The organism is Sutterella sp. AM11-39 (assembly GCF_003472385.1).
GTDB classification, from domain to species: Bacteria; Pseudomonadota; Gammaproteobacteria; order Burkholderiales; family Burkholderiaceae_F; genus Duodenibacillus; species Duodenibacillus intestinigallinarum.
This window is the reverse complement of sequence record NZ_QRLV01000014.1, coordinates 1-22,961: the sequence shown is the minus strand read 5'-3', so window position 1 is coordinate 22,961 and position 22,961 is coordinate 1. Positions and strand designations below refer to the sequence as shown.

The 22,961-nt window shown below is 57.9% G+C and carries 18 protein-coding genes and 1 pseudogene; 14 read left to right on the top strand and 5 right to left on the bottom strand.

Annotated features, from left to right (window positions below; translation table 11 throughout):
* Positions 1-5: 5 nt before the first annotated feature.
* The 12 genes from murF to DW133_RS09105 all read left to right on the top strand — a co-directional run bounded on the left by murF (position 6) and on the right by DW133_RS09105 (position 13,342).
* On the top strand, positions 6-1,394 hold the full coding sequence (gene murF / locus DW133_RS09160) for a UDP-N-acetylmuramoyl-tripeptide--D-alanyl-D-alanine ligase (RefSeq protein ID WP_118276357.1): 1,389 nt from the start codon (positions 6-8) through the stop codon (positions 1,392-1,394).
* 90 nt (positions 1,395-1,484) lie between these two features.
* Positions 1,485-2,639: a phospho-N-acetylmuramoyl-pentapeptide-transferase gene (gene mraY / locus DW133_RS09155; protein WP_118276356.1), complete on the top strand. Its 1,155-nt coding sequence runs from the start codon at positions 1,485-1,487 to the stop codon at positions 2,637-2,639.
* 80 nt (positions 2,640-2,719) lie between these two features.
* A complete protein-coding gene (murD, locus tag DW133_RS09150) occupies positions 2,720-4,228 on the top strand; it encodes a UDP-N-acetylmuramoyl-L-alanine--D-glutamate ligase (RefSeq protein WP_233542168.1) in 1,509 nt (502 codons plus the stop codon).
* Entirely contained in the window at positions 4,228-5,454 is a 1,227-nt protein-coding gene (gene ftsW / locus DW133_RS09145; RefSeq protein WP_233542167.1) for a putative lipid II flippase FtsW, read from the top strand. Before murD ends, ftsW begins: the two co-directional genes overlap by 1 nt.
* A gap of 47 nt (positions 5,455-5,501) precedes the next feature.
* Complete coding sequence (gene murG, locus DW133_RS09140; protein WP_118276354.1) at positions 5,502-6,581, top strand: undecaprenyldiphospho-muramoylpentapeptide beta-N-acetylglucosaminyltransferase; 1,080 nt, start codon at positions 5,502-5,504, stop codon at positions 6,579-6,581.
* A gap of 19 nt (positions 6,582-6,600) precedes the next feature.
* Complete coding sequence (murC, locus tag DW133_RS09135; RefSeq protein WP_118276353.1) at positions 6,601-8,001, top strand: UDP-N-acetylmuramate--L-alanine ligase; 1,401 nt, start codon at positions 6,601-6,603, stop codon at positions 7,999-8,001.
* 18 nt (positions 8,002-8,019) lie between these two features.
* Positions 8,020-8,973 (top strand): D-alanine--D-alanine ligase, encoded by a 954-nt coding sequence (locus tag DW133_RS09130; RefSeq protein WP_118276352.1) that lies wholly within the window; start codon positions 8,020-8,022, stop codon positions 8,971-8,973.
* A gap of 17 nt (positions 8,974-8,990) precedes the next feature.
* Entirely contained in the window at positions 8,991-9,794 is an 804-nt protein-coding gene (locus tag DW133_RS09125; RefSeq protein WP_118276351.1) for a cell division protein FtsQ/DivIB, read from the top strand.
* 4 nt (positions 9,795-9,798) lie between these two features.
* Positions 9,799-11,061: a cell division protein FtsA gene (gene ftsA / locus DW133_RS09120; protein ID WP_118276350.1), complete on the top strand. Its 1,263-nt coding sequence runs from the start codon at positions 9,799-9,801 to the stop codon at positions 11,059-11,061.
* 26 nt (positions 11,062-11,087) lie between these two features.
* Positions 11,088-11,672 (top strand): NAD(P)H-dependent oxidoreductase, encoded by a 585-nt coding sequence (locus tag DW133_RS09115; RefSeq protein ID WP_118276349.1) that lies wholly within the window; start codon positions 11,088-11,090, stop codon positions 11,670-11,672.
* Positions 11,673-11,766: 94 nt separating this feature from the next.
* Positions 11,767-12,999: a sugar transporter gene (locus tag DW133_RS09110; RefSeq protein WP_118276348.1), complete on the top strand. Its 1,233-nt coding sequence runs from the start codon at positions 11,767-11,769 to the stop codon at positions 12,997-12,999.
* Positions 13,000-13,072: 73 nt separating this feature from the next.
* Positions 13,073-13,342, top strand: a complete 270-nt coding sequence (locus tag DW133_RS09105; RefSeq protein WP_118276347.1) for a helix-turn-helix domain-containing protein — start codon at positions 13,073-13,075, stop codon at positions 13,340-13,342.
* A gap of 48 nt (positions 13,343-13,390) precedes the next feature.
* Here DW133_RS09105 and DW133_RS09100 read toward each other — a convergent pair whose 3' ends face one another.
* Entirely contained in the window at positions 13,391-15,871 is a 2,481-nt protein-coding gene (locus tag DW133_RS09100; protein ID WP_118276346.1) for an excinuclease ABC subunit UvrA, read from the bottom strand.
* A 202-nt stretch (positions 15,872-16,073) separates the two neighbouring features.
* Between DW133_RS09100 and DW133_RS09095 the strand changes: the two genes are divergently transcribed.
* Together DW133_RS09095 and DW133_RS10310 are read left to right on the top strand one after the other, a co-directional pair.
* On the top strand, positions 16,074-17,366 hold the full coding sequence (locus DW133_RS09095) for an ATP-binding protein (RefSeq protein WP_118276345.1): 1,293 nt from the start codon (positions 16,074-16,076) through the stop codon (positions 17,364-17,366).
* Positions 17,363-17,989: pseudogene (locus DW133_RS10310) on the top strand (glycerophosphodiester phosphodiesterase); the annotation flags it as partial. The gene DW133_RS09095 and the pseudogene DW133_RS10310, both read left to right, overlap by 4 nt.
* Before the next feature lie 153 nt (positions 17,990-18,142).
* On the opposite strand, the gene DW133_RS10230 reads toward DW133_RS10310, so the two are convergent.
* The 4 genes from DW133_RS10230 to trxA all read right to left on the bottom strand — a co-directional run bounded on the left by DW133_RS10230 (position 18,143) and on the right by trxA (position 22,413).
* On the bottom strand, positions 18,143-19,909 hold the full coding sequence (locus DW133_RS10230) for a glycosyltransferase family 39 protein (protein WP_233542166.1): 1,767 nt from the start codon (positions 19,907-19,909) through the stop codon (positions 18,143-18,145).
* Between the two features lie 181 nt (positions 19,910-20,090).
* Positions 20,091-20,348: a type B 50S ribosomal protein L31 gene (locus DW133_RS09085; RefSeq protein WP_118276343.1), complete on the bottom strand. Its 258-nt coding sequence runs from the start codon at positions 20,346-20,348 to the stop codon at positions 20,091-20,093.
* Between the two features lie 240 nt (positions 20,349-20,588).
* On the bottom strand, positions 20,589-21,851 hold the full coding sequence (gene rho, locus DW133_RS09080; protein WP_118276374.1) for a transcription termination factor Rho: 1,263 nt from the start codon (positions 21,849-21,851) through the stop codon (positions 20,589-20,591).
* Positions 21,852-22,083: 232 nt separating this feature from the next.
* Complete coding sequence (gene trxA / locus DW133_RS09075; RefSeq protein WP_118276342.1) at positions 22,084-22,413, bottom strand: thioredoxin; 330 nt, start codon at positions 22,411-22,413, stop codon at positions 22,084-22,086.
* Positions 22,414-22,961: the final 548 nt, after the last annotated feature.

Sequence of the window (22,961 nt, the reverse complement as noted above, 5' to 3'; positions counted from 1 at the left end):
CGAAGATGGTTGGAAAGAACACTTGGACGATGAGCACGCTCGAGCATGCGCTCGCGACGGTCATAGTGCGCACGCTCGGCAACACCACCGGAGCCGATTTGGGCCCGGTGTGCACCGATTCCCGACAGGTGCGGCAGGGAAGCGTCTTTGTGGCGCTCAAGGGTGAGCGCTTCGACGGACACGACTACGCGGCGCAGGCGGCCCGAGACGGCGCAAGCGTCGTGGTGGTTGAGCGTGATACGGGTGCAAGCTGCCCGCAGATCATCGTGCGCGATACGCAAGAGGCGCTCGGGGCTCTCGCCCGCGCCTGGCGCAGTCAGTTTGCGGTGCCGGTAATTTGTGTGGCAGGCAGCAACGGGAAAACCACCACCACGCAGATGATCGCCACGATCCTGCGCTCTTTTGTGGGCGAGTCGCGCGTCGTTGCCACCGAGAAGAACTACAACAACCACATCGGCGTGCCGATGATGCTGCTTCGCTTCGATCGTGAAACCAAGGTGGCGGTCATCGAAGCCGGCATCAGTCATCCCGGCGAAATGGCCAAGCTCGTGAGCTGGATTCGTCCGACCGTGACGGTGATCACCAACGCACAGCGCGAACACCAGGAATTTTTGGACGGCGTGGAGGCTTCCGCGCGCGAAAACGCCTTTGCAATTGTCGCCTTGTCGGCCAAAGGCAAGGCGGTGCTGCCGCAAAAGGACGCCTGCCTGCCGCTGTGGCTTGATTACGCCCGCGCCCGCGGCTGCCAGGTGACGCGCTACTGCGAAGGCGCAAGCCCCACGGCCGATCTGACGACGCGCCGAGAAGGCGACAAGCTCATCATTCAGTGCAAAAACACTCGAATCGAAACAACGCTAGCCATCAGCGGCAAACACGCCGAACACGATGCAGCTGCTGCGGCCGCAGCGGCGCTTGCCGCGGGGGTGACGCCGGAAGCCGTCTCGCGCGGTCTTGCGCGATTCGAAGCGCTGCCGGGACGCGGACGACGTCATCAGCTCGCCGGCGGGGCTCTTCTGATTGACGACTCCTACAACGCCAATCCCGACAGTATGCGTGCAGCCATTGACGTGCTTGCCGCACAACCCGCGCCGCGCGTGCTCGTTGCCGGCGACATGGCTGAAACAGGCGAACAACACGTCGAGTTTCATGCCGAAATCGGACGCTATGCCAAACAAAAGGGCATTGACCGATTTTTGGCAACGGGGCCCGACATGGTTCACGCGGTACAGGCCTTCGGTGCAGCTGGACGCCATTATGATGCCACCGACATGCTGCTTCGGGCCGTGCGCGAAGCCGTTCGCACGCCCGCGAGCGTTCTGGTGAAAGCGAGTCACTCCCAGCGGCTTGATCGGGTCGTGGAAAGCCTTTTGAAGGATCCCGGCACGGCGCAGTAAACACAAAGACCGTCAACGCAGACGGCGTACAATTCGATCTTTTTTCAGGCAAAGCGGGCGACAAGGAAACGTCCGCACTGGTTGGTCCCGATGCTTTTGTATATTTTTCAGTGGCTTTCCGAAGACATTCGGTTTTTCTCCGTCTTTAACTATCTGAGTTTAAGGGCGGTGCTGGCGGCGCTGACCGCCATGGCGATCGGATTTGCTGCGGGACCGGCCGTGATTGCGCGCCTGCGCGCCATGAAGATCGGTCAGGCGGTGCGCGGCTACGGCCCCAAAAGCCATCTTGTCAAAGACGGCACGCCCACGATGGGCGGCGCGTTGATTCTGGTTGCGATCGGCATTTCGACGCTTTTGTGGATGGATCTCTCCAACCGCTTCGTGTGGGTGGTGCTCTTCGTGACGCTGGGTTACGGCGCAATCGGGTGGACCGACGACTATCGCAAGGTCGTGCACCACAATCCCGAAGGCATGAGTGCCCGCGAGAAGTTTGCTTGGCAGAGCGTGATCGGCCTGATTGCCGCCGTCTATCTCGCCTTTACTCTGTCGATGCCGGAAGAAGCGGGCGTCTGGTCGGCCATCTGGGCCTGGATCAAGAGCGGCTTTACGTTCAGTTCTCCGGGCAAACTGTGGCTGACGGTGCCGTTTTTCAAGCAGATCGCCTTCCCCTTTGGCGTCTTCGGTTTTGTGATCTTTACCTATATCGTGATTGTCGGTACGTCCAACGCCGTCAATCTCACCGACGGTCTGGACGGTCTGGCGATTCTGCCCTGCGTGATGGTGGGTTCCGCCTTGGGCATCTTTGCCTATGTGGTGGGCCGCCCCGACTATGCCGATTACCTCTACTTCGAATATATCCGCGGTGCGGGCGAGCTCGTGGTCGTCTGCGCGGCGCTTGCGGGTGCCGGTTTGGCATTTTTGTGGTTTAACTGCTATCCCGCGCAGGTCTTCATGGGCGACGTGGGCGCTTTGGCGCTGGGCGGCGCTCTGGGGACCATCGCTGTGATCACGCGCCAGGAAATCGTGCTTGCCATCATGGGCGGCATCTTTGTGGTCGAAACGCTTTCGGTGATGATTCAGACGACGTACTTCCGTCTGACGCACGGCAAGCGCGTCTTCCTGATGGCGCCGATTCACCATCATTTCGAACTCAAGGGCTGGAAAGAAACGCAGGTGGTGGTTCGTTTTTGGATCATCACGTTTGTCCTGGTGCTCATTGGTCTGTCTACCCTTAAAATTCGCTGATCAATCAGCCGATTAAAGACAAGCGGACGCGCCGTCGGCCGGCACAGGCAGCGGCGCGTTTGCACTAAAGAGAGGAAGCTGTGGCGCATATTCGCTTGGAAAACGGACGCAAGGCATTGGTGCTCGGATGCGGCACGTCGGGAGCCGCAGCGGCTCGCTTTTTGCATTCCCGCGGTTGGCAGACCACGATCGTTGACGGCGCATCTAACCCTTCGGGGCTCAAGCTTTTTGAGTCTGACGCTTCCAAACCTCGGTTCGTCCGCTCGGACTTCGACGCGTCGCTCATTGCCGACGGCATTGATCTTTTGGTGTTGAGTCCCGGCCTGTCGCCTGAGTTTTCCAAGGCGGCTCCGCTTGTCACAGCCGCGCGCGAACAGGGCGCCGAGGTCGTGGGCGAAATCGAACTCTTTGCGCGAGAACTCAAGCGCCTGGAAAGCTACCGCGCCTACAAGCCCATCGTGATCGGCATCACCGGCACCAACGGCAAGACCACCACCACAGTGCTCACGAGCAAAATGGCTGCTGCCAGTCGCTCGACTGTTGTGGCCGGCAACATCGGTCCGAGTGCTCTGATGGAACTTGACCGCCATCTGCAGGACAACACGCTGCCTGACGTATGGGTGCTGGAGCTCTCAAGCTTCCAATTGCAGACCACGACGAGCCTCAATTGCACGGCCGCCGCCTTTTTGAATCTCACCGAAGATCACGTGGACTGGCACGGCTCGATGGCGGCCTACGAAGCGGCCAAAACAAAAATCTTCTCTGATCGCACGCTGCGCGTGCTCAATCGCGACGATGAGGCTTGCATGCGCGCCTTCATGCCCGAGAACTCGGTGAGTTTCGGCGACTCGGCTCCCGAGGCCGACGGACAGTGGGGGATCGTAAGCGAAGAGGGCGTGGAGTGGCTTGCCCGAAAGGCGCGCCCCGCCGTGCAATGGAAAAGTGAAAAGAAAGCGGCGCTTTTTGGCGAAACCTCGTCGCTCGAACTTTTGATGCCTGTTGAGGCATTGCGTATCCGGGGGCGCCACAACGCGATGAATGCGCTTGCCGCACTTGCCCTGATCGAGGCCGTGGGACTTCCCCTGGGAGCTGCGCTTCAGGTGCTCAAAACCTATGAAGGCGAAGCGCATCGCGTGCAGCCCGTGTTGTCGGTAAACGGCATCGAATTCATCGACGACAGCAAAGGCACCAACGTCGGGGCCGTCAAGGCAGCTCTCGAAGGTCTGGGCAAGTCCGGCCGCCGCGTGAGCATCATTTTGGGCGGTGACGGCAAGGGACAGGACTTCTCTCCTTTGGCAAAGGCTTTGGCTCAATATGCCGACTACGCCGTGCTCATCGGGCGCGATGCCGACAAGATTAAAGAGGGCGTCGCCGCAAGCGGAATTTGCCTGGAAAATGCCGGCACCGACTTTGAAGCGGCTGTTCAGATGGCCTTTGATCACGCGCCCGAGGGCGGCGTCGTGCTGCTGTCGCCTGCCTGCGCAAGCTGGGACATGTTTGCCAACTATGCCGAGCGCAGCGCGCGCTTTGTGACTAAGGCAAAAGAAATTGCCGCGCGCGTTTCCGGCAGCAAACGGGAGCTTGACTGATGGGGCTCTTCTCACGCAAGGAAACCCCGCAGGCGCCCGTCTATCGCGCCTGGGCCGATGAGCCGGTTCTAAGGGGGAGGACCACGAACATGCGCGCCGACGGATACGATCCGGCCGTGGTGTTCATCACGCTTGGGCTGCTTGCCATGGGTGCGCTCATGGTCTATTCGGCTTCGATTTCCTTGGCCGACAGCCCCCGCTACAACACAACGCAGTATCACTTTTTGCTGCGGCATCTGAGTTCGATTGCGCTGGGCATCGTGGCGGCCTACGCCGTCTGCCGCATTCCGATGCGCGTGTGGTACAAGCTTGCGCCATGGCTTATGGCGGCAGCCGTCCTGTTTCTCGTTGCAGTTCTGGTGCCCGGTGTCGGCAAGTCCGTCAACGGTTCAAGACGCTGGATCAATCTGGGGCTCATGAATCTGCAGGTCACCGAGTTTGCCAAGTTTGCGATTTTGCTCGGGGCCGCCGCCTTTACCGTGCGCCGTCAGGACTACATGCACTCGTTCAGTAAGGGGCTGGGGCCCATGGCGCTCGTGATGTGTATGGTGGCCGGCCTCATCAGTCTGCAGCCTGACTTGGGCGCCATCATGGTGACCGTGGCAATCGCCATGGGCGTGCTCTTTTTGGGTGGTCTCAATCTGCGCATCTTCGTGGTGGTGTCCATCGCCGTGGTGGCGGTGGTGACACTCATGATTTACGACTCGCCGTGGCGACTACAGCGTGTGATGGCGTATCTCGATCCCTGGAGCAGCGACTATGCGCTCAATAAGGCATACCAGCTGAGTCACTCGCTGATTGCTTTCGGCCGCGGAGAACTGCTCGGGGTGGGGCTGGGGGCTTCCGTTGAGAAACTGCATTATCTGCCTGAAGCGCACACCGACTTCATTTTGGCCGTGTTGGGCGAGGAGCTGGGCTTTGTAGGCGTCACGGGCGTCTTGATCGGCTATTACTGTTTCGTGCGCCGCGCGTTTGCCATCGGTCGACAGGCCATCAAGCTCGATCGCGTGTTTTCCGGTCTTGTGGCCGAGGGTGTGGGCATCTGGATCGGCATTCAAGTGGTGATCAACGCGGGCGTCGCTACGGGACTTTTGCCCACCAAGGGGCTGACGCTTCCGCTGATGAGCTACGGTGGCTCGTCGTTGCTCTTTACGCTGGCCGCCGTAGGGTTGCTTTTGCGTGTGGACCGAGAAAACCGTATTCTCATGCGCGGCGGCAAGGTGTAGCGAAAACACTTTCAGGTACAGAATTTTTTAAGTAGGAACGAGAAAAAATGAGCGGGAAGAAATTGGTGATTGCGGCGGCCGGCACCGGCGGGCATGTGATGCCGGGCTTGGCTGTGGCTCGAGAGATGCGACGCCGCGGCTGGGACATTGAGTGGATCGGTACGCAGACCGGTATGGAAGGCGGTCTGGTCGGGCGCGATGACATCGTTTTTCACGGGCTGGATTTCCGCGGCATGCGCGGCCGCGGTCTCTCGGGCTTGGTTTCGGGCGCCATCAAGCTTGTGAAGTCGACCCATGCAGCCAAGAAGCTTTTTGCACAGATGCGCCCCGACGTGCTTTTTACCACCGGCGGCTACATTGCCGTTCCCGTGTGCAAGGGGGCCGAAAGCATCAAGACACCGATCGTGCTGATGAACTGCGACGCCGACATTTTGATGAGCTCCAAGATTGTGCTCGATAAGGCCAAGCTCGTTGCCTGCGGCTTTGCTGGCAGTGCTCGCAGCGCCTCCAACGAAAAGGGACGCATCACGGGCAACCCCGTGCGCGCGGAAATCGAAGCTCTGCCTGCGCCTGAAGAGCGCTTGAGCGGCCGTACCGGCCCGATGAAGTTGCTCGTGTTCGGCGGCAGTCTCGGCGCCAAGGTGTTGAACGAAACGGTGCCCGAGGCGCTTGCGATGTTTGACGAAGACAAGCGTCCGACCGTACTGCATCAGACGGGCAAGGGCAACGTCGAGGCTGTCAAGGCGCGCTACGAACAGTTGGGTATTCAGGCCGAAGTGGTGGAATTCATCCATGACATGGATAAGGCCTATCTTGAGAGCGACGTGGTGATCTGCCGCTCAGGCGCGATGACCGTGAGCGAAATCTGCGCTGCGGGCGCCGCTTCCGTTTTGGTGCCCTTCGTCGTTAAGACCACTCAGCATCAGCTCGGAAACGCCCGTTATATGGCAGGCCACGACGCGGCCGTCCTGCTTGAGCAGTCTCAGCTCACCAAGGAACATCTCTTTGGCGTGTTGATGGGTTTGAAGCGCGATCGCATCCTGCAGCTGGCGCACAACGCCAGAAGCCTTGCGCGCGCCAATGCCGTCAACGCCGTGTGCGACATGATCGAGGAAGCGGCCCGATAAGCAGGCTGGAGAAAGAAAAATGAAGTTTGTCGTCAAACACATTCACTTCGTAGGCATCGGCGGCACGGGCATGTGCGGCATTGCCGAAGTCCTTTTGAACCTCGGTTATACGGTAAGCGGCTCGGACCTGTCGCAAAGTCCCGTCACGGAACGCCTGCAGCATTTGGGCGCCACGATCTACCAGGGGCATTGCAAGGAAAACATCGACGGGGCCGACTGCCTTGTCGTCTCTTCGGCAGTGCACGAAAGCAACCCCGAAGTGCAGGCCGCGCGCAAGGCCAACATTCCCGTGGTGCCGCGCGCCGTGATGCTTGCCGAACTCATGCGCCTGCGCCGGGGCATTGCCATTGCCGGTACGCACGGCAAGACCACGACGACGTCGCTTACCACTTCGATGCTCGCAGCAGGAGGGCTTGATCCCACCTACGTGATCGGCGGGCGTTTGAACAGTTCCGGCGCCAACGCCAAACTTGGTACGGGCGAATACATTGTTGCCGAGGCCGATGAGTCGGACGCGAGTTTTCTCAATCTGTCGCCCGTGATCGCTGCGGTCACCAACATTGACCAGGATCACATGGACACCTACGGGCACGATTTCGTCCGTTTGAAGAAGGCCTTCATCGACTTCACCGGTCGTCTGCCCTTTTACGGCGTGGCGGTGCTGTGCACCGATGACAAGAACGTCGCTTCAATCGTGCCGATGATCAGCCGCCGCGTGGTGGCCTACGGTTTGAATCCGGAAGCCGAGGTGCGCGCCATTGACGTGCGAAGCGAAGGCACGCGCATGCGCTACACGATTCTGCGCAAGGGTCATGATCCCTTGCCCGTGGTGCTCAACCTTCCCGGCATGCACAACGTGGTCAATTCGCTTGCGGCCGTGGCCATTGCCACGCTTGTGGGCGTAAGCGACGAAGCCATCGTGCGGGCGCTTGCCGAATTCACGGGCGTGGGCCGCCGCTTTGCGCAGTACGGCGAAGTGCCCGTCGATCCCGATCACCCCGAAAAAGGAACCTTTACGCTCGTGGACGATTACGGACACCATCCGCACGAAATGGCCGCAACGATTGCCGCTGCGCGCGGCGCATGGCCCGAGAAGCGCCTGGTTCTTGCCTTCCAGCCGCATCGCTACACACGCACGCGCGACTGCTTTGAAGACTTCATCAAGGTGCTCTTGCAGGTCGACCGTCTGGTGCTCGCTGACGTGTATCCCGCCGGCGAAGACCCCATTCCGGGCGCTTGCGGCCGCGACCTCGCGCGCGTGCTCAGACTCAACGGCTGTGACGGGCTCGTTTTCTGCGAGAGCGCGGCCGAAATGCCGCAGGCTGTTCGCTCGATCGTGCAGGCGGGCGACGTGGTGCTCACGATGGGGGCGGGCAATGTGGCGCGCGTGCCGCAGGCACTCTCCGGCAAGATCATTTAACGCAAAGGAATAAAAAGAATGGATTTCGCAGCAACGATTGATCCCAAGTCTTTGGGCCGCGTCGCGGTGTTGATGGGAGGCTTTAGCAGCGAGCGCGAGGTGTCGCTTTCCAGCGGCTCGGGCGTTCTGAAGGCTTTGCAGGACGCCGGATGCGACGCGCATAAGGTTGATCCGGCCGAGACAGACCTCATGACGTTGCGCGGTCAGTACGACCGAGCGGTGATTTCGCTGCACGGCCGCTTCGGCGAAGACGGCTGCGTGCAGGGGGTGCTGGAGTACCTCCGGATTCCGTACACGGGTGCGGGTGTACGCGCCAGTGCCCTTACGATGGATAAGGACACGACGCGTCGCGTCTGGGCGCAGTCGGGCATCCCTGTTGCCAAGGGTTTTGTGGCAACGAGTCCTGATCAGGCGCAGGAAATTTTGGACACACTCGGAGGCGACGTTGTGGTCAAGCCTTCCGGCGAAGGCTCGTCGGTGGGTGTGTACAAACTCAAGAACGCTTCCGTGGAAGAGATTCGTGAGGCGCTCGCGCAGGCTTTGCGTTTTGACGACAAGGTGCTCGTTGAAGAGCGCTGGTTCGGACGGGAGCTTACGATTGCCGTTTTGGGCGGCAAGGCCCTTCCGATCATTGAAATCAAGGCGCCCGAAGGCAATTACGACTACCAGAACAAGTATTTCGGCGACGTCGTCAAGTACGAGTGCCCCGCGCAGTTGGATGAGGCCGTGACGCAAAACGTTCTTTCGGCCTGCGAAGCGGCCTTTGCGGCGATCGGAGCCCGTGGCTGGGGACGCATTGACGCGATGCTGCGCGAAGACGGCAGTTTCATTTTGCTGGAATTCAATTCGAGTCCCGGCATGACGCCGCACAGCCTCGTGCCGATGGCCGCGAGAGCCGTGGGCATGGATTATCAGAAGCTTTGCCTGTGGCTTGCCGCACACGCCGAGCTCGACGGCGCGGCGCGCCGCTGAGTTAAGGAGGTCGGTGCGTGAAGCTTGCCCGATCGCTTGTCCGAGGAAGCGGCCTGATTGCGGCGCTTGCGGTGCTGGGATTTCTGACCTGGATCGTCGTGCGTTCTCCTTTTCTGGACATCAAGACCATTGAGGTTCGAGGTCCGGTGGAGGCAAGCGGCCTGCAGGAAGTGACCCGGACGGTCGAAGGCGCCCTGTCGGGCAATATTCTGACGGCCGACATCTGCGCCGTCAAACAGGCGGTGGAAGGCATCGCCTGGATCAAGTCGGCCTATGTCTCGCGTCTGTGGCCGGATTCGCTTTACATCGAAGTCAAGCGCCATCAGTCGGTTGCGATCTGGGAGGACGGGCGTCTGGTAAGCGAAGACGGCGTTTTATACATCAGCAACGACGAGCCCATCGAACGGCTTTTGCAGCTTCCCGCCTTTTCTGGCGACCCGCAGTACGTCGAGCAGGCCGTGCGCTATCTGCCGCACTTTAACGAGGAAGTCAAGCGCATCGGTGCGCGCGTCAAAGCCGTCAAGGCGACGTTTCGCGGCAGCTGGTCGGTGGTGCTTGAGTCGCCTCAGTTCGACTCGATGGAAATCGAGCTCGGACGTGCACTGACGCAGGGCGGTCCCATCAATCGACTGCGACAGGTGCTCGACAGCATGGATCGGGTCGTGGCGATGCTGAAGGCCTATCCGGAGCGAATTGACGCACGATACAAGAACGCGTTTGCCGTGCAGCTGCCGCCTCAAGCCTACGTCGCCGCGCAAACCAATCCTGCCGACAAGACGGCAAAACCTGCTACCAACTCTTCGAAGACTCGAGGCCGTTAACGTCATGGAAACCGTACAGCAAAGTTCAACCGTCGCCGCGCTCGACATCGGTTCGGAAAAGATTTCGGTGGCCGTGGCCGACGCTTCCGAAGGCGGAGAACTCACGCTTTTGGGGTTTGGCAAGGTCCCCTCGCTTGGCATCCAGCACGGCAGCGTGCAGGATGTGGAGCTTGCCGTGGAATCGATTCGCGCGGCCGTTGCCGAAGCCGAGCAGACGTCGCGGCGTAAGGTGACCACGGTTTCGGTGGCGCTGACCGGCAAACACCTTCACAGCATCAACAAGGTGGGGCAGGTGGTGCTGCCCGACGCTGAAGTCGACAGCGCTGCCGTCAAGCAAGTCACGCGTCTGGCCATGGCTTTTGATCCCAAGGTTGAGGGGCAGAGTCAGGACGATCGACTGGTGTCGCACGTCGTCAAAGGCTATACGCTTGACAACGACGACGTGATGATCGACGACCCGATCGGCATGGTCGGAAGCGTCATCAAGGCGCACGTGCATCTGGCAATCGGTTCGGACAGCGTCGTGCAAAACCTTGTGAAGTGCATCCGCCGAGCGGGACTCGATATCGAAGGCCTGGTGTTACAGCCCTGGGCGAGTGCCGCGGGCGTTCTCACGCCCACCGACAAGGAACTCGGCGTTGTGGTTCTCGACATCGGTGCGGGCACGACGGACATCTCCTGTTGGGAAAAGGGACAGGTGGAATTTACGGCTGTCGCAGGCATGGGCGGCAACACCATCCAGAGGGACATCGCTGCAGTGCTCGGCTGCAACATGAGCGACGCCGAAGACATCAAGCTCACCTACGGCCACTGGCCGCTTCGTCCGGAAGACGCCTATGAGACGGTGCGCTATACGAGAGAGTCGACCGGCGAACCCGATTCCTGTTCGTGCGAAAAAATTGTGATGACCGTTGAGTCAAGGCTCACGGAAATGTTTAAAGTTATCGCCCGCACGTACCTCAGTCCTGACGGCTGGAACCTGAGAGCCTCGGCCGGCATCGTGCTCACCGGCGGCGTGGCCCGAATGCCGGGCGTTGCCGAGCTTGCGCACCATGTGCTGGGCTTGCCCGTTCGTGTGGGTATGCCGCTCATGCAAAGCGACGCGAGCATCGGTCTGGTGAGCCCGGAAGACGCAACGGTCGTGGGAGTGTTGACGGAAACGGTGCGTCGTCGCCGTCTGTCCGGCGCGGAAAAGCGATCCGACGGAACCTTTTCGGGGCTGCTGGCGCAATTGAAACGCATTGTGTTCGGAGATTTCTCCGGTTAAAGAATAAAAAAAGAGAGGGAGTCAAAATGGCAAAAATTCTGATCGTTGACGGCGGCGTGCCGTTTCACGGTGTGGGAGGAACGCTCAATCACAGCTACGCAGAGCTCGCGCAAAAGACCCTGAGCGCCATGGGCCACGAAGCGACGATCACGCGCGTGGATGCGCAATGGAAGGCCGCTGAAGAAGCCGACAAGTTCAAGGCGGCCGACGCGGTGATTCTGACGTTTGCCGCCTGGTGGATGGGAACTCCTTGGCAGGTGAAGCAATACATCGATGAAGTGTTCTGTGCCGGTCTTTCCGTGGGCGGCGACGGTCGCACCCGTACCGATCCCGCGCACAACTACGGCCGCGGCGGCGTGCTCACCGACAAGAAGTACATGCTTTCCATCACCTGGAATGCGCCTCTGAACGCCTTTGTCGATCCCGGGGAATTTTTCGGCGGCGTCGGCATCGATGCCGTTCTGCTGCCTGTGCACAAGGCCTTCCAATTTATCGGTATGAAGAACATCGGCAAGACCTTCATGGCCAACGATGTGATCAAGAACCCGACGCACGCAGAAGATTTCGCGCGCTTTGAAGCGACGCTGAAGGAAAATTTCGCCGCCCTCTGAGGCACGCCTGATCTTTCGTTATTTTGAAAAGAGCTGCAGGATTTTTTTGTTCTGCAGCCTTTTCGCGTCTATCGCTCCGTATTTTTCGTTATCTATGTCGACTCCGGTACTGCACAAGACAGGTTTCCGAGCCTGGCTTCCGATCATTGCGCTTGCCTTTGCCGCCTTTGTTTTCAACACGAGCGAATTCCTGCCCGTAGGGCTGCTCCCCGACATTGCCTCCAGCCTCAACGAGACGGTGCCTTTCACCGGTCTCATCTTGACGGGTTACGCCTTTGTGGTGGCGATCATGTCGCTGCCGCTCACGATCGTTACGGCTCGTTTTGAGCGTCGCAAGCTGCTCTTGGTATTGCTCTTTGTCTTTTCACTCTGTCACTTCGTGGTGCCATGGGTGGAAAGCTTTGAGACGCTTTTTGCGGCCCGTGTCGGCGTGGCGCTTACGCATTCGATCTTCTGGTCGATCATGACGCCGCTTGCCGCCCGTGTGGCACCGCACGGCAAGCGAGCCGTCGGACTGGCCGCCGTAATGGGCGGCACCATTGTGGCGACAGTGTTGGGCGTTCCGATCGGAACAAACCTCGGCCACCTCTTTGGCTGGCACATGTCGTTTTTCATCATCGGCATCGGTTCGGCTTTGGTGTTCGTGGTGATTTTCTTTGTCCTGCCGGTTTGCGAAGCCACCCACGCCGGGTCGCTGAAGAGTCTGCCCGTGATCTTGAAGCGCCCGGGTCTGCAGCAGCTCTATCTCCTGACGGTCGTGACCGTGCTTGGTCAATTCACGGCTTACTCGTACCTCAATCCGATTCTGGCGACCGCGGGCGGCTTGGACGAAGGCATGATCGTCACCATGCTTTTTGTCTTCGGTATCGCCGGCATCATCGGTACCGTCGTTGCTTCCAAAACGGTGGACAAGCATGTTGAGACGACGCTTTTGAGTGCCATGGTGATTATGTGCATTTCGCTTGCGTTGCTGACAGTCACAGCCGCCCATACGCCGAGTCTGTCTGTGCTGATCATCTGTTGGGGCGCTGCGATGACGGCGGTTTGCCTCGCCTTCCAAACGGTGCTCTTGACGGTTGCTCCTGATGCGGCAGACGTTGCCGCATCGCTATATTCGGGTATTTTCAATGTCGGCATCGGCGGCGGGGCTTTCATCGGCAGCCGTGTGTCCGAAGCGGCGGGATTCATGCCGGTCGCCTATGTCGGTGCGGCCATCGTGGGCGTCTCGCTACTGAGTTTGCTTGTTGTAAAACTCAAAACAGGCAAGTGGCTGTTGGGCGAACAAACGGGACATAAAGTGGGTGAGCCGGTACACGAAAGTCATTGATGTAAAAGCAGTATTTCAAAAAATACCCGTTTAGGTATAATACGAAAATATACTGAATCGGGTATCTTTTTCCATGGAAATTTCCACCAGAACAACAATGATGCTGCGCACTCCGCCGGCAGTCTCGGTGTGGCTCAAAGCCAAACGGCGAGAGAGAGGCATGACGCAAAACGAGCTTGCGCAAAAAGCGGGCGTGACGCAGCGGCTGGTGTCGGACTTTGAGCGCGGCAAGGTTGATATTCGGGTCGACACTCTTTGTCGACTCTTTATTGCGCTGGATCTGTGTCTGTCAGGCATCGACGAGCGTCTGGCGTGCGAAAACGAAGATGCGCCGGAATGGTAAAAATACCGACGGAAACATATCTCCGCGATGTTGGTAGCTCGCGCTTGATTACAGATAACGTCCTGTGCGGCTATCCGGACAATTTTTAACGGCAGAAACGGAGCCCGCAGTTACAACGCGCCCGCCCGCTTCGCCGCCCTCGGGCCCCATGTCGATGATCCAGTCGGCATTGCGGATAACGTCCAGGTCGTGCTCGATCACCACCACCGTCGCCCCGTTTTCAATCAAGCGGTTGATGACGCCGAGAAGTGTCTCGACATCAAGTGGGTGCAGGCCGATCGTGGGTTCGTCAAAAACAAAGACAGTGTCGCTTTGAGCGCGCGTCATTTCGCCCGCAAGCTTTAAGCGCTGCGCTTCGCCGCCCGATAGATTGGGTGTGGCTTCGCCCAGAGTCAAGTACCCGAGGCCGAGTGAAGCCAGCGTTTCGAGACGTCGGCAGACGGTGGTGAGCCCGGCGCAGGCGTGCAGGGCCGTATTGATATCCATGGCCATCAGTTGCGGTAGCGTATGGAGTTCTCCGTTTTTGTTTTCGAACTCCACACGGTGAGCCAAAAGACTGTAGCGGCTTCCGCGGCAATCGGGACAGTCGATGTTGACGTCGGGCAGGAATTGAACGTCCAGATTGACTTCTCCCGTGCCGTCGCAGGTCGGGCAGCGCAGTTTGCCGGTGTTGTAGGAAAAATCGCCCGCCTTAAATCCCTGATCTTTGGCGTCCTGCGTTTTGGCAAAAACCTTGCGCAGCTCATCGTGTAAGTTGGCATAGGTGGCGACGGTCGAGCGCACGTTGATGCCGATTGGAGAGGCGTCAATGAGCTTGACGGCGGAAATGCCCGGAGCCTCAATGCTTGTGACGTGCTCCGGCAGCGCACGGTTGTTGACAAGCGACGAAAGGGCCGGAACAAGACTTTCGAGTACCAACGTGGTTTTGCCGGAACCGGAAACTCCGGTAACCACGGTTAGCCGTCCTTTGGGAATCCGTACGTGCAAAGGTTTGACCGTGTGAATCGCTTTGGTCTTGAGGTCAATAGTACCGAGTGAAAAAACGTCGGACTCCGGAACCGGCGTGCGAACGCAAACGGTTTTTCCTGCCAGAAACGGTCCGATAAAGGATGTCGGATCGCGAGAGAGATTCTTTACGCTGCCTTGAGCAATGAGTCGGCCGCCCGCAGCGCCCGCACCGGGCCCCATTTCGATCAGATGGTCGGCTGCGGAGAGAATCTGCACATCATGATCGACGAAGACGACGGAATTGCCGTCGGCGACCAGATCCTTCATCACGGCCAGAAGTCCCTCGATATTGCTCGGGTGCAAGCCGATGGAGGGTTCGTCCAGCACGTAGAGAACGCCGGTGGTGCGGTTGCGCACGGCACGCGCAAGCTGCATACGCTGCCGTTCGCCTGTTGAAAGGGTGGACGCGGCTCGATCAAGCGAAAGATAACTCAAGCCCAGATCACAGAGACGCTTGGCATTTTCCAAAAAAGACTCGCAGATGCTCTGCGCCATCGGACGCATTTCTTCGGGGACGGAAGCGGGAACCGCTTTGACCCAGTCGATGAGTTCGGACAGAGGTTTGCAGCAGGCTTGAGCAAGATTGATGCCGTTTAAAAGCGGCGCGCGGGCTTTTTCCGAGAGACGTGTACCGCCGCAGTCCGGACAAGCGTCTTCCTTGAGAAACTTCGCCACGCGCTTCATGCCGGATTCGTCCTTGACTTTGGCAAGCGCATTTTCAACGGTGTAGACCGCGTTGAAGTACGTGAAGTCAAGCTCAACAGGATTGGAGTTTTTGCCGCCCTTGTAGAGGATGTGCTTTTTCTCCGCCGGGCCTTCAAAGACGATTTTCTTTTCCTTGTCAGTCAGGTCCTTGAAAGGCACGTTCGTGCGCACGCCCATTTCGCGGCATACGTCGACCATGAGCGACCACATGAGCGAACCCCAAACGACGACTGCGCCTTCTTCAATGGTGAGGTTCTCGTTCGGAACCAATGTGCTGCGATCCACGGTACGAACGATGCCGGTGCCGCTGCAAGTGGGGCAGGCGCCCGCACCGTTAAAGGAGAGGTCTTCGGCTGAAGGACCGTAAAAGCGGGCTCCGCAGGTCGGGCAGACGAGCTCTTTTTCTGCGGCCACCAAAAGGGAGGGAGGAACATGGTGGCCGTTGGGGCAAACGTGGCTCGCCAAGCGTGAGAACATCAGGCGCAGGCTGTTGAGCAATTCCGTCGAGGTGCCGAATGTGCTGCGGATGCCCGCAATGCCGGGACGCTGACGCAAGGCCAAGGCGGCAGGCACATGCAACACTTCATCGACGGTCGCTTTGGATGCCATCGTCATGCGGCGCCGCGTGTAGGTTGAGAGTGAATCGAGATAACGGCGCGAACCTTCGGCATAGAGGACCCCCAGCGCCAACGACGACTTGCCGGAACCCGAGACACCTGCGATGCCGACGATTTGGTGTAATGGCACCGACACGTTGATGTCTTTTAGATTGTGGACGCGTGCGCCGCGGATGTCGATCGTTTGAATGTTGGCCATGATGTTGCTTTGCTCGGAAGGGGACGATTATGAAGTCGTGGCATCGTTACTTTATCGCGCGCTGTGTTGTAATGGTGTTTTTGCGGAAAAATGTGTTTTCGTAGCGTGGATTTTTACGGAAAAATGTGTGAAAAGCGTGCGAAAAATCCTGGAAAAATGTGGCAAACATATTAAAATTCCTTGAAAATCAAGGGTAAATACGATGCAGCGTACGGCGTTTGAAGATTTGGCAGCCTGGAAGGAAAGTCCGGACCGAAAACCATTGGTGATTCGCGGAGCGCGTCAGGTGGGCAAGACGTGGTTGATGCGTCAGTTTGGTCGAGACTGCTATAAGAGCGTTGCCTATTTCAATTTCGACGAAGACGTCAATTTATCCTCCGTTTTCGAAGTGAACAAAGATCCGCACCGTATCGTTGAGTTGTTGTCGCTGATCGCAGGCGAGAAAATCTTGCCGCGTGACACACTCATCGTCTTTGACGAGGTTCAGGAGTGCTCTGCAGCACTCAATGCGCTCAAGTATTTCAAGGAAAAAGCAAACGACTATCACGTGATGGCTGCCGGCAGTTTTCTGGGAACGCTTCTGGCTCAGCCCAAGTCTTATCTGGCCGGAATGGTCAATCTTCTTGACCTCTACCCTCTTTGTTTCGACGAATTTCTGGAAGCTACCGATCCGGATCTCTTTGCCTACTATCGAAGCATTCGGAAGAACCAACCAATCGAGGAGCTTTTTCACCGACGCCTGCTTGAAGCATTCAACCATTATTTGATCATCGGCGGCATGCCTGAGTGCGTGGCGTCTTGGGTTCAGAACAAGGATCCGGTCAAAGTGATGCGGATTCAACGTGAGCTGATCGAAATCTACGAGAACGAATTCTCCAAGCACAACGGAAAAATCAACAGCGGTCGCATTTTGCTGGTCTTCCGAAGCATCGTGTCTCAGCTAGCCAAAGCCAACGAAAAGTTTATGTACGGTGCCGTGCGTGAAGGCGCGAGAGCCAGAGATTTCGAAGAAGCCATCGAGTGGTTGGTTTCGGCCGGCATGCTCAACCGCGTTTGTAACACGGTTAAGCCCGAGCATCCGTTGCCGGCCTTTGACAAGACGGACCAATTCAAGCTCTTTTTGTTCGACACGGGGCTTTTGAAGTGCATGGCAGGCATTGACAATGCGGCGATTCTGCTCAAAAGCGACTATCAGTTCAAAGGTCCGTTGACGGAGAACTATGTGCTGCAGCAATTGCAAGGCCTTTTTGAGGTTGCGCCTCGTTATTACGTGAACAAGTATGGAGAAATCGACTTCGTTTTGCAGAACGGAACCGAAATCATCCCGGTCGAAGTCAAGGCAGGAGAAGATAAATCGGCCCCGTCGTTCAAACGCTACATTGCCGAATATGAACCGGAACAGGCAATACGCTTTTCCAAGCACGGTTATCGCACAGACGGTTCGATAACCAATATTCCGCTCTATCTCGCGCGCAAAACAAAGGATCTGTTGTGAACAGAAACGAGAAGACACTTTTGCCCCCATGCTCGATTGAAGTGGATCGCACAACGTGGTCATTGCCGAACTTGGTTGCGCACCGAGGCGCGGGCTTTTTAGCGCCCGAAAACACGCTTGCCGCATTTACGACGGCAAAAGAGTTCAGCTGCCGAGCCGTGGAGTTTGACGTACAGCTCACGGCCGATGGCGAGCTTGTTCTGAGTCACGATGCAAAACTCGGACGAGTCATCGACGGGGTCGGTTTTGTCGGAGAACTATCCGCAGCTGACCTGAAGTTGCTCCGCGTACGAAATCCGCGTCAGCCACAGCAAGACTCGGTACCGGTCTGTTTTCTGCAGGAGGCCGTTGAGGCTTGCAACTCATTGAAGTTGGCAATGAACATGGAGCTCAAATCGATAGCCGGGCGAGAGGAAGAATTGGCGGAACGTGTTGCGGAGTTTTTTAAAAAAACGCAGCTGACCGTTCCTCTCCTGGTGTCGAGCTTCTCCGTCGAGTGCTTGACGGCGTTTCTCAACAGAAGTCCCGGAACGCCGTGCGGCTTTTTGTTTGAAGACCCGAAGTGCGATTGGCTGGCGTTGGCGCGAAAGCTTAAGCTGCAGACGGTTCATCCGCACAAAGACCTAGTGACGCCGGAGTTGATTGAAACCGCGCACGCGCACGGCTGGGGTGTGATGGCTTGGGACGGTCGACGACGTCCGAGAAGCTATGGTGCTCAAGCAAATCGGGACGGATGCCATTTGCACAAACCGTCCCGACCTGTTGAAGGAGATTTTTTAGAGCTGCTTTTCGATGAGCACCGGTCCGGCGGGCCCGAGCAGATAGCGCGTATCGGAGCGCGGGCGGAAGGACTTCAGCACCACAAAACCCGGAGCCATCTTCGTCGGATTCTTAGCCTGAGCTTTGGCTGAAACGTGGGTGACGACAAAGCGGCAGGAAGCCGATTCGGAAGCCGTGAGCGAAATGTTGGAGTGCCATTCGATGGCGCCGCGCTCGCTCAAGGGCAGCGTCTGAGCCAGTACGCAATCTACGCCGGGCACATAGTGCATAGTCTTGAGTTCCTGCGACATTTCTCGGGCAATATTGGCGTAGGTGCGGTTGCTGTCGATGACCGGTCCGAAGAGACACACCGCGCTGATCCAGAGCACCGTGATGCCGGAAGCGCTCAGCCAAGGGCCTGTCCAGAAGCGGATCGGACGACGCATGAGGCGGCGCACGCACAGGTAAAGCCAGAAGACAAGCAGTACCAGAGCCAACAGGATCGCCGTCCAGTGAGCGTGCGAAACGGACTCGTCGGCAGTCAGTCGCAGAATCGACCAGTGCATCTTGGGCGGAAAGCCGAGCGTCCAGGCAATGAAGTAGGCCCAGACGCCGGTCAGGGCCAACGTGAAGATCGCCACCGAAAAGAGTTCAAGCATGCTCTTGGTGCTGCGGTTGCAGGCCATCAGACCGAAGGAGGCCAAGACGCAGAGCGGTGCGATCGTGACGGAAAGAAGCGTTTCAGCCGCTACGTCCGACGAGAGAATGAAGCCGATCAACCAGGCGCAGCAAAAACTCAGCGGCAGGGCGATGTGTGTGATGGTGAGGTTTTTGCGCCACATCCAGATGGCCCAGAATGCAAACGGCCAAGCAGGGCACAGATACCAGATAAAGTGCTTGACGAACCACAGGATTTCCTGGGGATCAAAGAAGCCTACGATTTGAATCTGGCGCTGAGCCCACAGGTTGAAGTAGTCGCCGGCAACGACGCCCGCAAGGAGATAGGCGACCAACGGCCACAGACCGAAGGTGATGAAGGCGACCGCAACCGTGGTAAAGATCTTGCGGGCCGTGTCACCGATGCCGCGCACCAGAATGTGCGACATCAGGCAGCCGACCAAAACGGTGGCGCCGACGAGAAGGTTGGAGCAAAGAATGCTCGCGCCACATGCAAACCCTGCAAGTGCGGAACCCCAGTAGGGACGGGTGAGCGCCCAGCAGCAGCCGAAGAAGGCGGCGCAGGAAAAGGCGAGTTCGGCTGTTTCAAAAACGGCTTCGTGCTGCTTGACGACGATGCCGAAAAGAGAGATGAAAAAGAGCGTGGCGGCGTCAGCCATCAGGCGGCCGAAGTCGCGGTACTGAGCTTGACGGGCAAAGGCCTGTTCAACGGGTTGCGCTTCGCGGCGGCGAGCCAGAAACCAGGTTCCGTACCAAATGCAGGACGTGCTGATGGCAAACCACAGAATGGACGAGAGACGCATGGCACGCAGTTCGCCCACGAGACTGCCGAAAAGCGTGGTGAAGATGGCACCGATCCATCCCGGCAAAGGGCCTTGCTCGGTGATGATTTCGCCGGAGGCAAAGGGAAAGAGCCAGCTTGCGGGATCCGTGAAGTCGATGGAGACGACCTCGGCGAGCAGTCGACTCTCGGCCGAAGACCATAAGTCGCGGCCGAACAGCCCCGAGAAAACAAAGATCGTCAAAAGGGCAAGCAAAAGAAACCGCGGCATCTTGTGTGCGGCTTCTTGCGTGACATTCAGGGGCGTTGGCTTAAGGTCGAGCATCCGAGGGACCGTTGAGACTTTGACTGACTTATTTTATCGATCCGGCTTGTCTTCGTGAAAAATTCCGGACACAACACAAAAAAGCCCCGAACGAAGCGGGGCTTTTTTGATTCCAAGCTTGATCGTTCTTCGCAGTACCGGAACCGAGCTTTGGTCGATTCCGGAACGAATCGCCGAAGAATTACTTGGCGCTCTTGGTGACGTGAGCGTACTTGGCGCGGAACTTTTCCACACGGCCGGCTTCGACGATGCGGGTCTGAGCGCCGGTGTAGAAGGGGTGGCTTTCCGAGCTGGTATCAAGCTTGAAGAGCGGGTAGGTCACGCCGTCGATTTCAACGGTTTCCTTGGTCTGCACAGCAGAGGAGATGATGAAGGTCTTGTTGATCGAGAGGTCAACGAAGGCGACGGGACGATACTCGGGGTGAATATTGGGTTTCATTTAAATAAATTCCGAAAATGATTTTGTCGGCCGCCCTGCGGGCCTTGCGCAGCCGCCTCTATAGGAGAGGTCTTACGCCGGGCATGCACGCCACGTACCAAACGGAAAGGACGCGATTATCCGCGATTTTTTTAAGAAAATCAAGTGTGTCGGCGTATGTTGTCAGCCTAAGAAAACAGAATCCGCTTCTGAACTCGTTTTGTCATAAGCGGATTTCAGAGTGCTTCGGCAGCGAGAAACTTATCTGCCGCCGCGCATCATGTCGAAGAATTCGGCGTTGCTCTTCGTGTTGCGGATTTTCTCGAGCAGGAATTCCATGGCTTCGATTTCATCCATATCGAAGAGAAGCTTGCGCAGGATCCAAATCTTCTGCAGATTGTCCGGCGTGATGAGCAGATCTTCGCGGCGCGTGCCGGAACGATTGATGTTGATGGCCGGGTAGACGCGCTTTTCAGCCAGACGGCGTTCAAGCACGATTTCAGAGTTGCCGGTGCCCTTGAATTCTTCGAAGATCACGTCGTCCATGCGGCTGCCGGTGTCGACGAGCGCCGTACCGAGGATGGTAAGCGAGCCGCCTTCTTCCACATTGCGGGCCGCGCCGAAGAAGCGCTTCGGGCGCTGCAGGGCGTTGGCGTCCACGCCGCCCGTGAGAACCTTGCCGGAACTCGGCACCACGGTGTTATAGGCGCGAGCCAGACGCGTGATCGAGTCGAGCAGAATCACCACGTCCTTCTTGCTTTCGACAAGGCGCTTGGCCTTTTCGATCACCATTTCAGCTACTTGCACGTGGCGCGTTGCCGGCTCATCGAATGTCGAAGCGATGACCTCTCCCTTGACCGAGCGCTGCATTTCCGTCACTTCTTCGGGTCGCTCGTCAATGAGAAGCACCATCAGGACGCAATCGGGGTGATTGGCCGTGATGGCGTGCGCGATGGACTGCATCAGAATCGTCTTACCGGTCTTGGGGCTGGCAACGATCAGACCGCGCTGGCCCTTGCCGATCGGGGCGATGATGTCGATCAGGCGCCCCGTCACGTTCTCTTCGCCGCGCATATTGCGTTCCAGACGCAACGGTTCGGTCGGGAAAAGCGGCGTGAGATTTTCAAAGAGCATGCGGTGCTTGAGCTGCTCGGGCGGAAGACCGTTCACCGTATCGACTTTTACGAGCGCGAAGTAGCGTTCGTTGTCCTTGGGCGTGCGGACTTCGCCTTCGATCGAGTCACCGGTGTGAAGGTTGAAGCGGCGGATCTGAGAGGGCGAAATGTAGATGTCGTCCGTGCTTGCCAGGTAGCTCGTATCCGGGCTGCGCAAAAAGCCGAAACCATCGGGCAGAACTTCTAGCGTGCCATCGCCGAAGATCTGTTCGCCCTGCTTGGCGCGCTTTTTGAGAATTGCGAACATGAGTTCCTGCTTGCGCATGCGCTGCGCATTGTCGATCTCAAGTTCGGTAGCCATCTGAAGCAGCTGGCTGATGTGCAGTGTTTTGAGCTCAGAGAGATGCATTTTGAAGTGAATGTTCAAATGGTTTGACTGCGCGCATGCAGACGCGCACAGACAAACGCCCTTGCGGACAAGAGCCGGTTTGTAAGTTGATTGAAAAAAGAACGGAAAAGACGCCTGAATATCGGCAGCTTTGCGCCCGATGCGCCGCAAATAAGCGGAGGGCAAAGAGAATTGCGGCCGGGCGGCAACGGAAAGCCGCCCGAGACGAGCCGCAGTTTACAGTATTTGCGAATTAAAGGTACTGCTCGATGAAAGACATCAATTCGCTCTTACCCATGGCGCCGGTGTGCTGACCGACGACTTCGCCGTTCTTGTAGACGAGAACCGTCGGAATGCCGCGAATGTTGTTTTCAGTGGCGATGGCGGAGTTTTCGTCCACGTTGTACTTGGCGATCACGGCGCGGCCGTTGAACTGTTCGGCAGCGGCGTCAAGCGACGGGGCCAGCATACGGCAGGGGCCGCACCAGGGAGCCCAGAAATCGACGAAGACGGGCTTGTCGGTCACGTTCTTCACGGTGTCCTGAAAGTTGGCATCGGTCGCGGTGAGGATGAATTCGCTCATGATTTTCTCTGATGATGAATTAAACGTGCTGCGTCAGTCTGCGTAAAAAACACACCGGGCACAGGGACTGCTTGTGTCCGGAATCGGTCGGTGATGCGCTGCAGAGAAACTCTGCGGCGAAGTACGGTGAGGTGAAATGCCTCGGTCTGAGCCGACCGAATCGGAAACTTCGCAAACGGGCAGGCGAAACAAAAAAGAAAAACGGGCCGTCACCCTTGTGGGGTACGGATTGTCGCTCGGCAAACGTAAAGCTCGCCGATGGCGCGGGCAGCCTCTGGGGGAACTCGGGGCTCCGACAGGTGCCGTCCCTGTTCGTGGGCAATATATCAAAAATTGACGGTACCCGTGACGCTCATTTTTTAGAGAGTAACGGTAAAAAAGGAAAAAACTATCGCTACGGACGGCGGAGTCAATTACTCGATCGGAGCGGTGACTCGATAACGCGTGGAAGGTCCGGCTCCGATTTTTTCCAGCGAACCGCCTTCAATCAGCGTCGTGACTTCTCCCCTCATTGAAATGAGGGGCTTCCTGCTTCATAGCGGGTTTGG

Coding starts and splice junctions, on each gene's coding strand:
- DW133_RS09115 (WP_118276349.1), top strand. CDS start 11,088: ATGGCAAAAATTCTGATCGTTGACGGCGGCGTGCCGTTTCACGGTGTG.
- murC (WP_118276353.1), top strand. CDS start 6,601: ATGAAGTTTGTCGTCAAACACATTCACTTCGTAGGCATCGGCGGCACG.
- DW133_RS10230 (WP_233542166.1), bottom strand. CDS start 19,909: ATGCTCGACCTTAAGCCAACGCCCCTGAATGTCACGCAAGAAGCCGCA.
- murG (WP_118276354.1), top strand. CDS start 5,502: ATGAGCGGGAAGAAATTGGTGATTGCGGCGGCCGGCACCGGCGGGCAT.
- mraY (WP_118276356.1), top strand. CDS start 1,485: ATGCTTTTGTATATTTTTCAGTGGCTTTCCGAAGACATTCGGTTTTTC.
- DW133_RS09100 (WP_118276346.1), bottom strand. CDS start 15,871: ATGGCCAACATTCAAACGATCGACATCCGCGGCGCACGCGTCCACAAT.
- ftsW (WP_233542167.1), top strand. CDS start 4,228: ATGGGGCTCTTCTCACGCAAGGAAACCCCGCAGGCGCCCGTCTATCGC.
- ftsA (WP_118276350.1), top strand. CDS start 9,799: ATGGAAACCGTACAGCAAAGTTCAACCGTCGCCGCGCTCGACATCGGT.
- DW133_RS09095 (WP_118276345.1), top strand. CDS start 16,074: ATGCAGCGTACGGCGTTTGAAGATTTGGCAGCCTGGAAGGAAAGTCCG.
- murF (WP_118276357.1), top strand. CDS start 6: ATGGTTGGAAAGAACACTTGGACGATGAGCACGCTCGAGCATGCGCTC.
- trxA (WP_118276342.1), bottom strand. CDS start 22,413: ATGAGCGAATTCATCCTCACCGCGACCGATGCCAACTTTCAGGACACC.
- DW133_RS09085 (WP_118276343.1), bottom strand. CDS start 20,348: ATGAAACCCAATATTCACCCCGAGTATCGTCCCGTCGCCTTCGTTGAC.
- rho (WP_118276374.1), bottom strand. CDS start 21,851: ATGCATCTCTCTGAGCTCAAAACACTGCACATCAGCCAGCTGCTTCAG.
- DW133_RS09105 (WP_118276347.1), top strand. CDS start 13,073: ATGGAAATTTCCACCAGAACAACAATGATGCTGCGCACTCCGCCGGCA.
- DW133_RS09110 (WP_118276348.1), top strand. CDS start 11,767: ATGTCGACTCCGGTACTGCACAAGACAGGTTTCCGAGCCTGGCTTCCG.
- DW133_RS09130 (WP_118276352.1), top strand. CDS start 8,020: ATGGATTTCGCAGCAACGATTGATCCCAAGTCTTTGGGCCGCGTCGCG.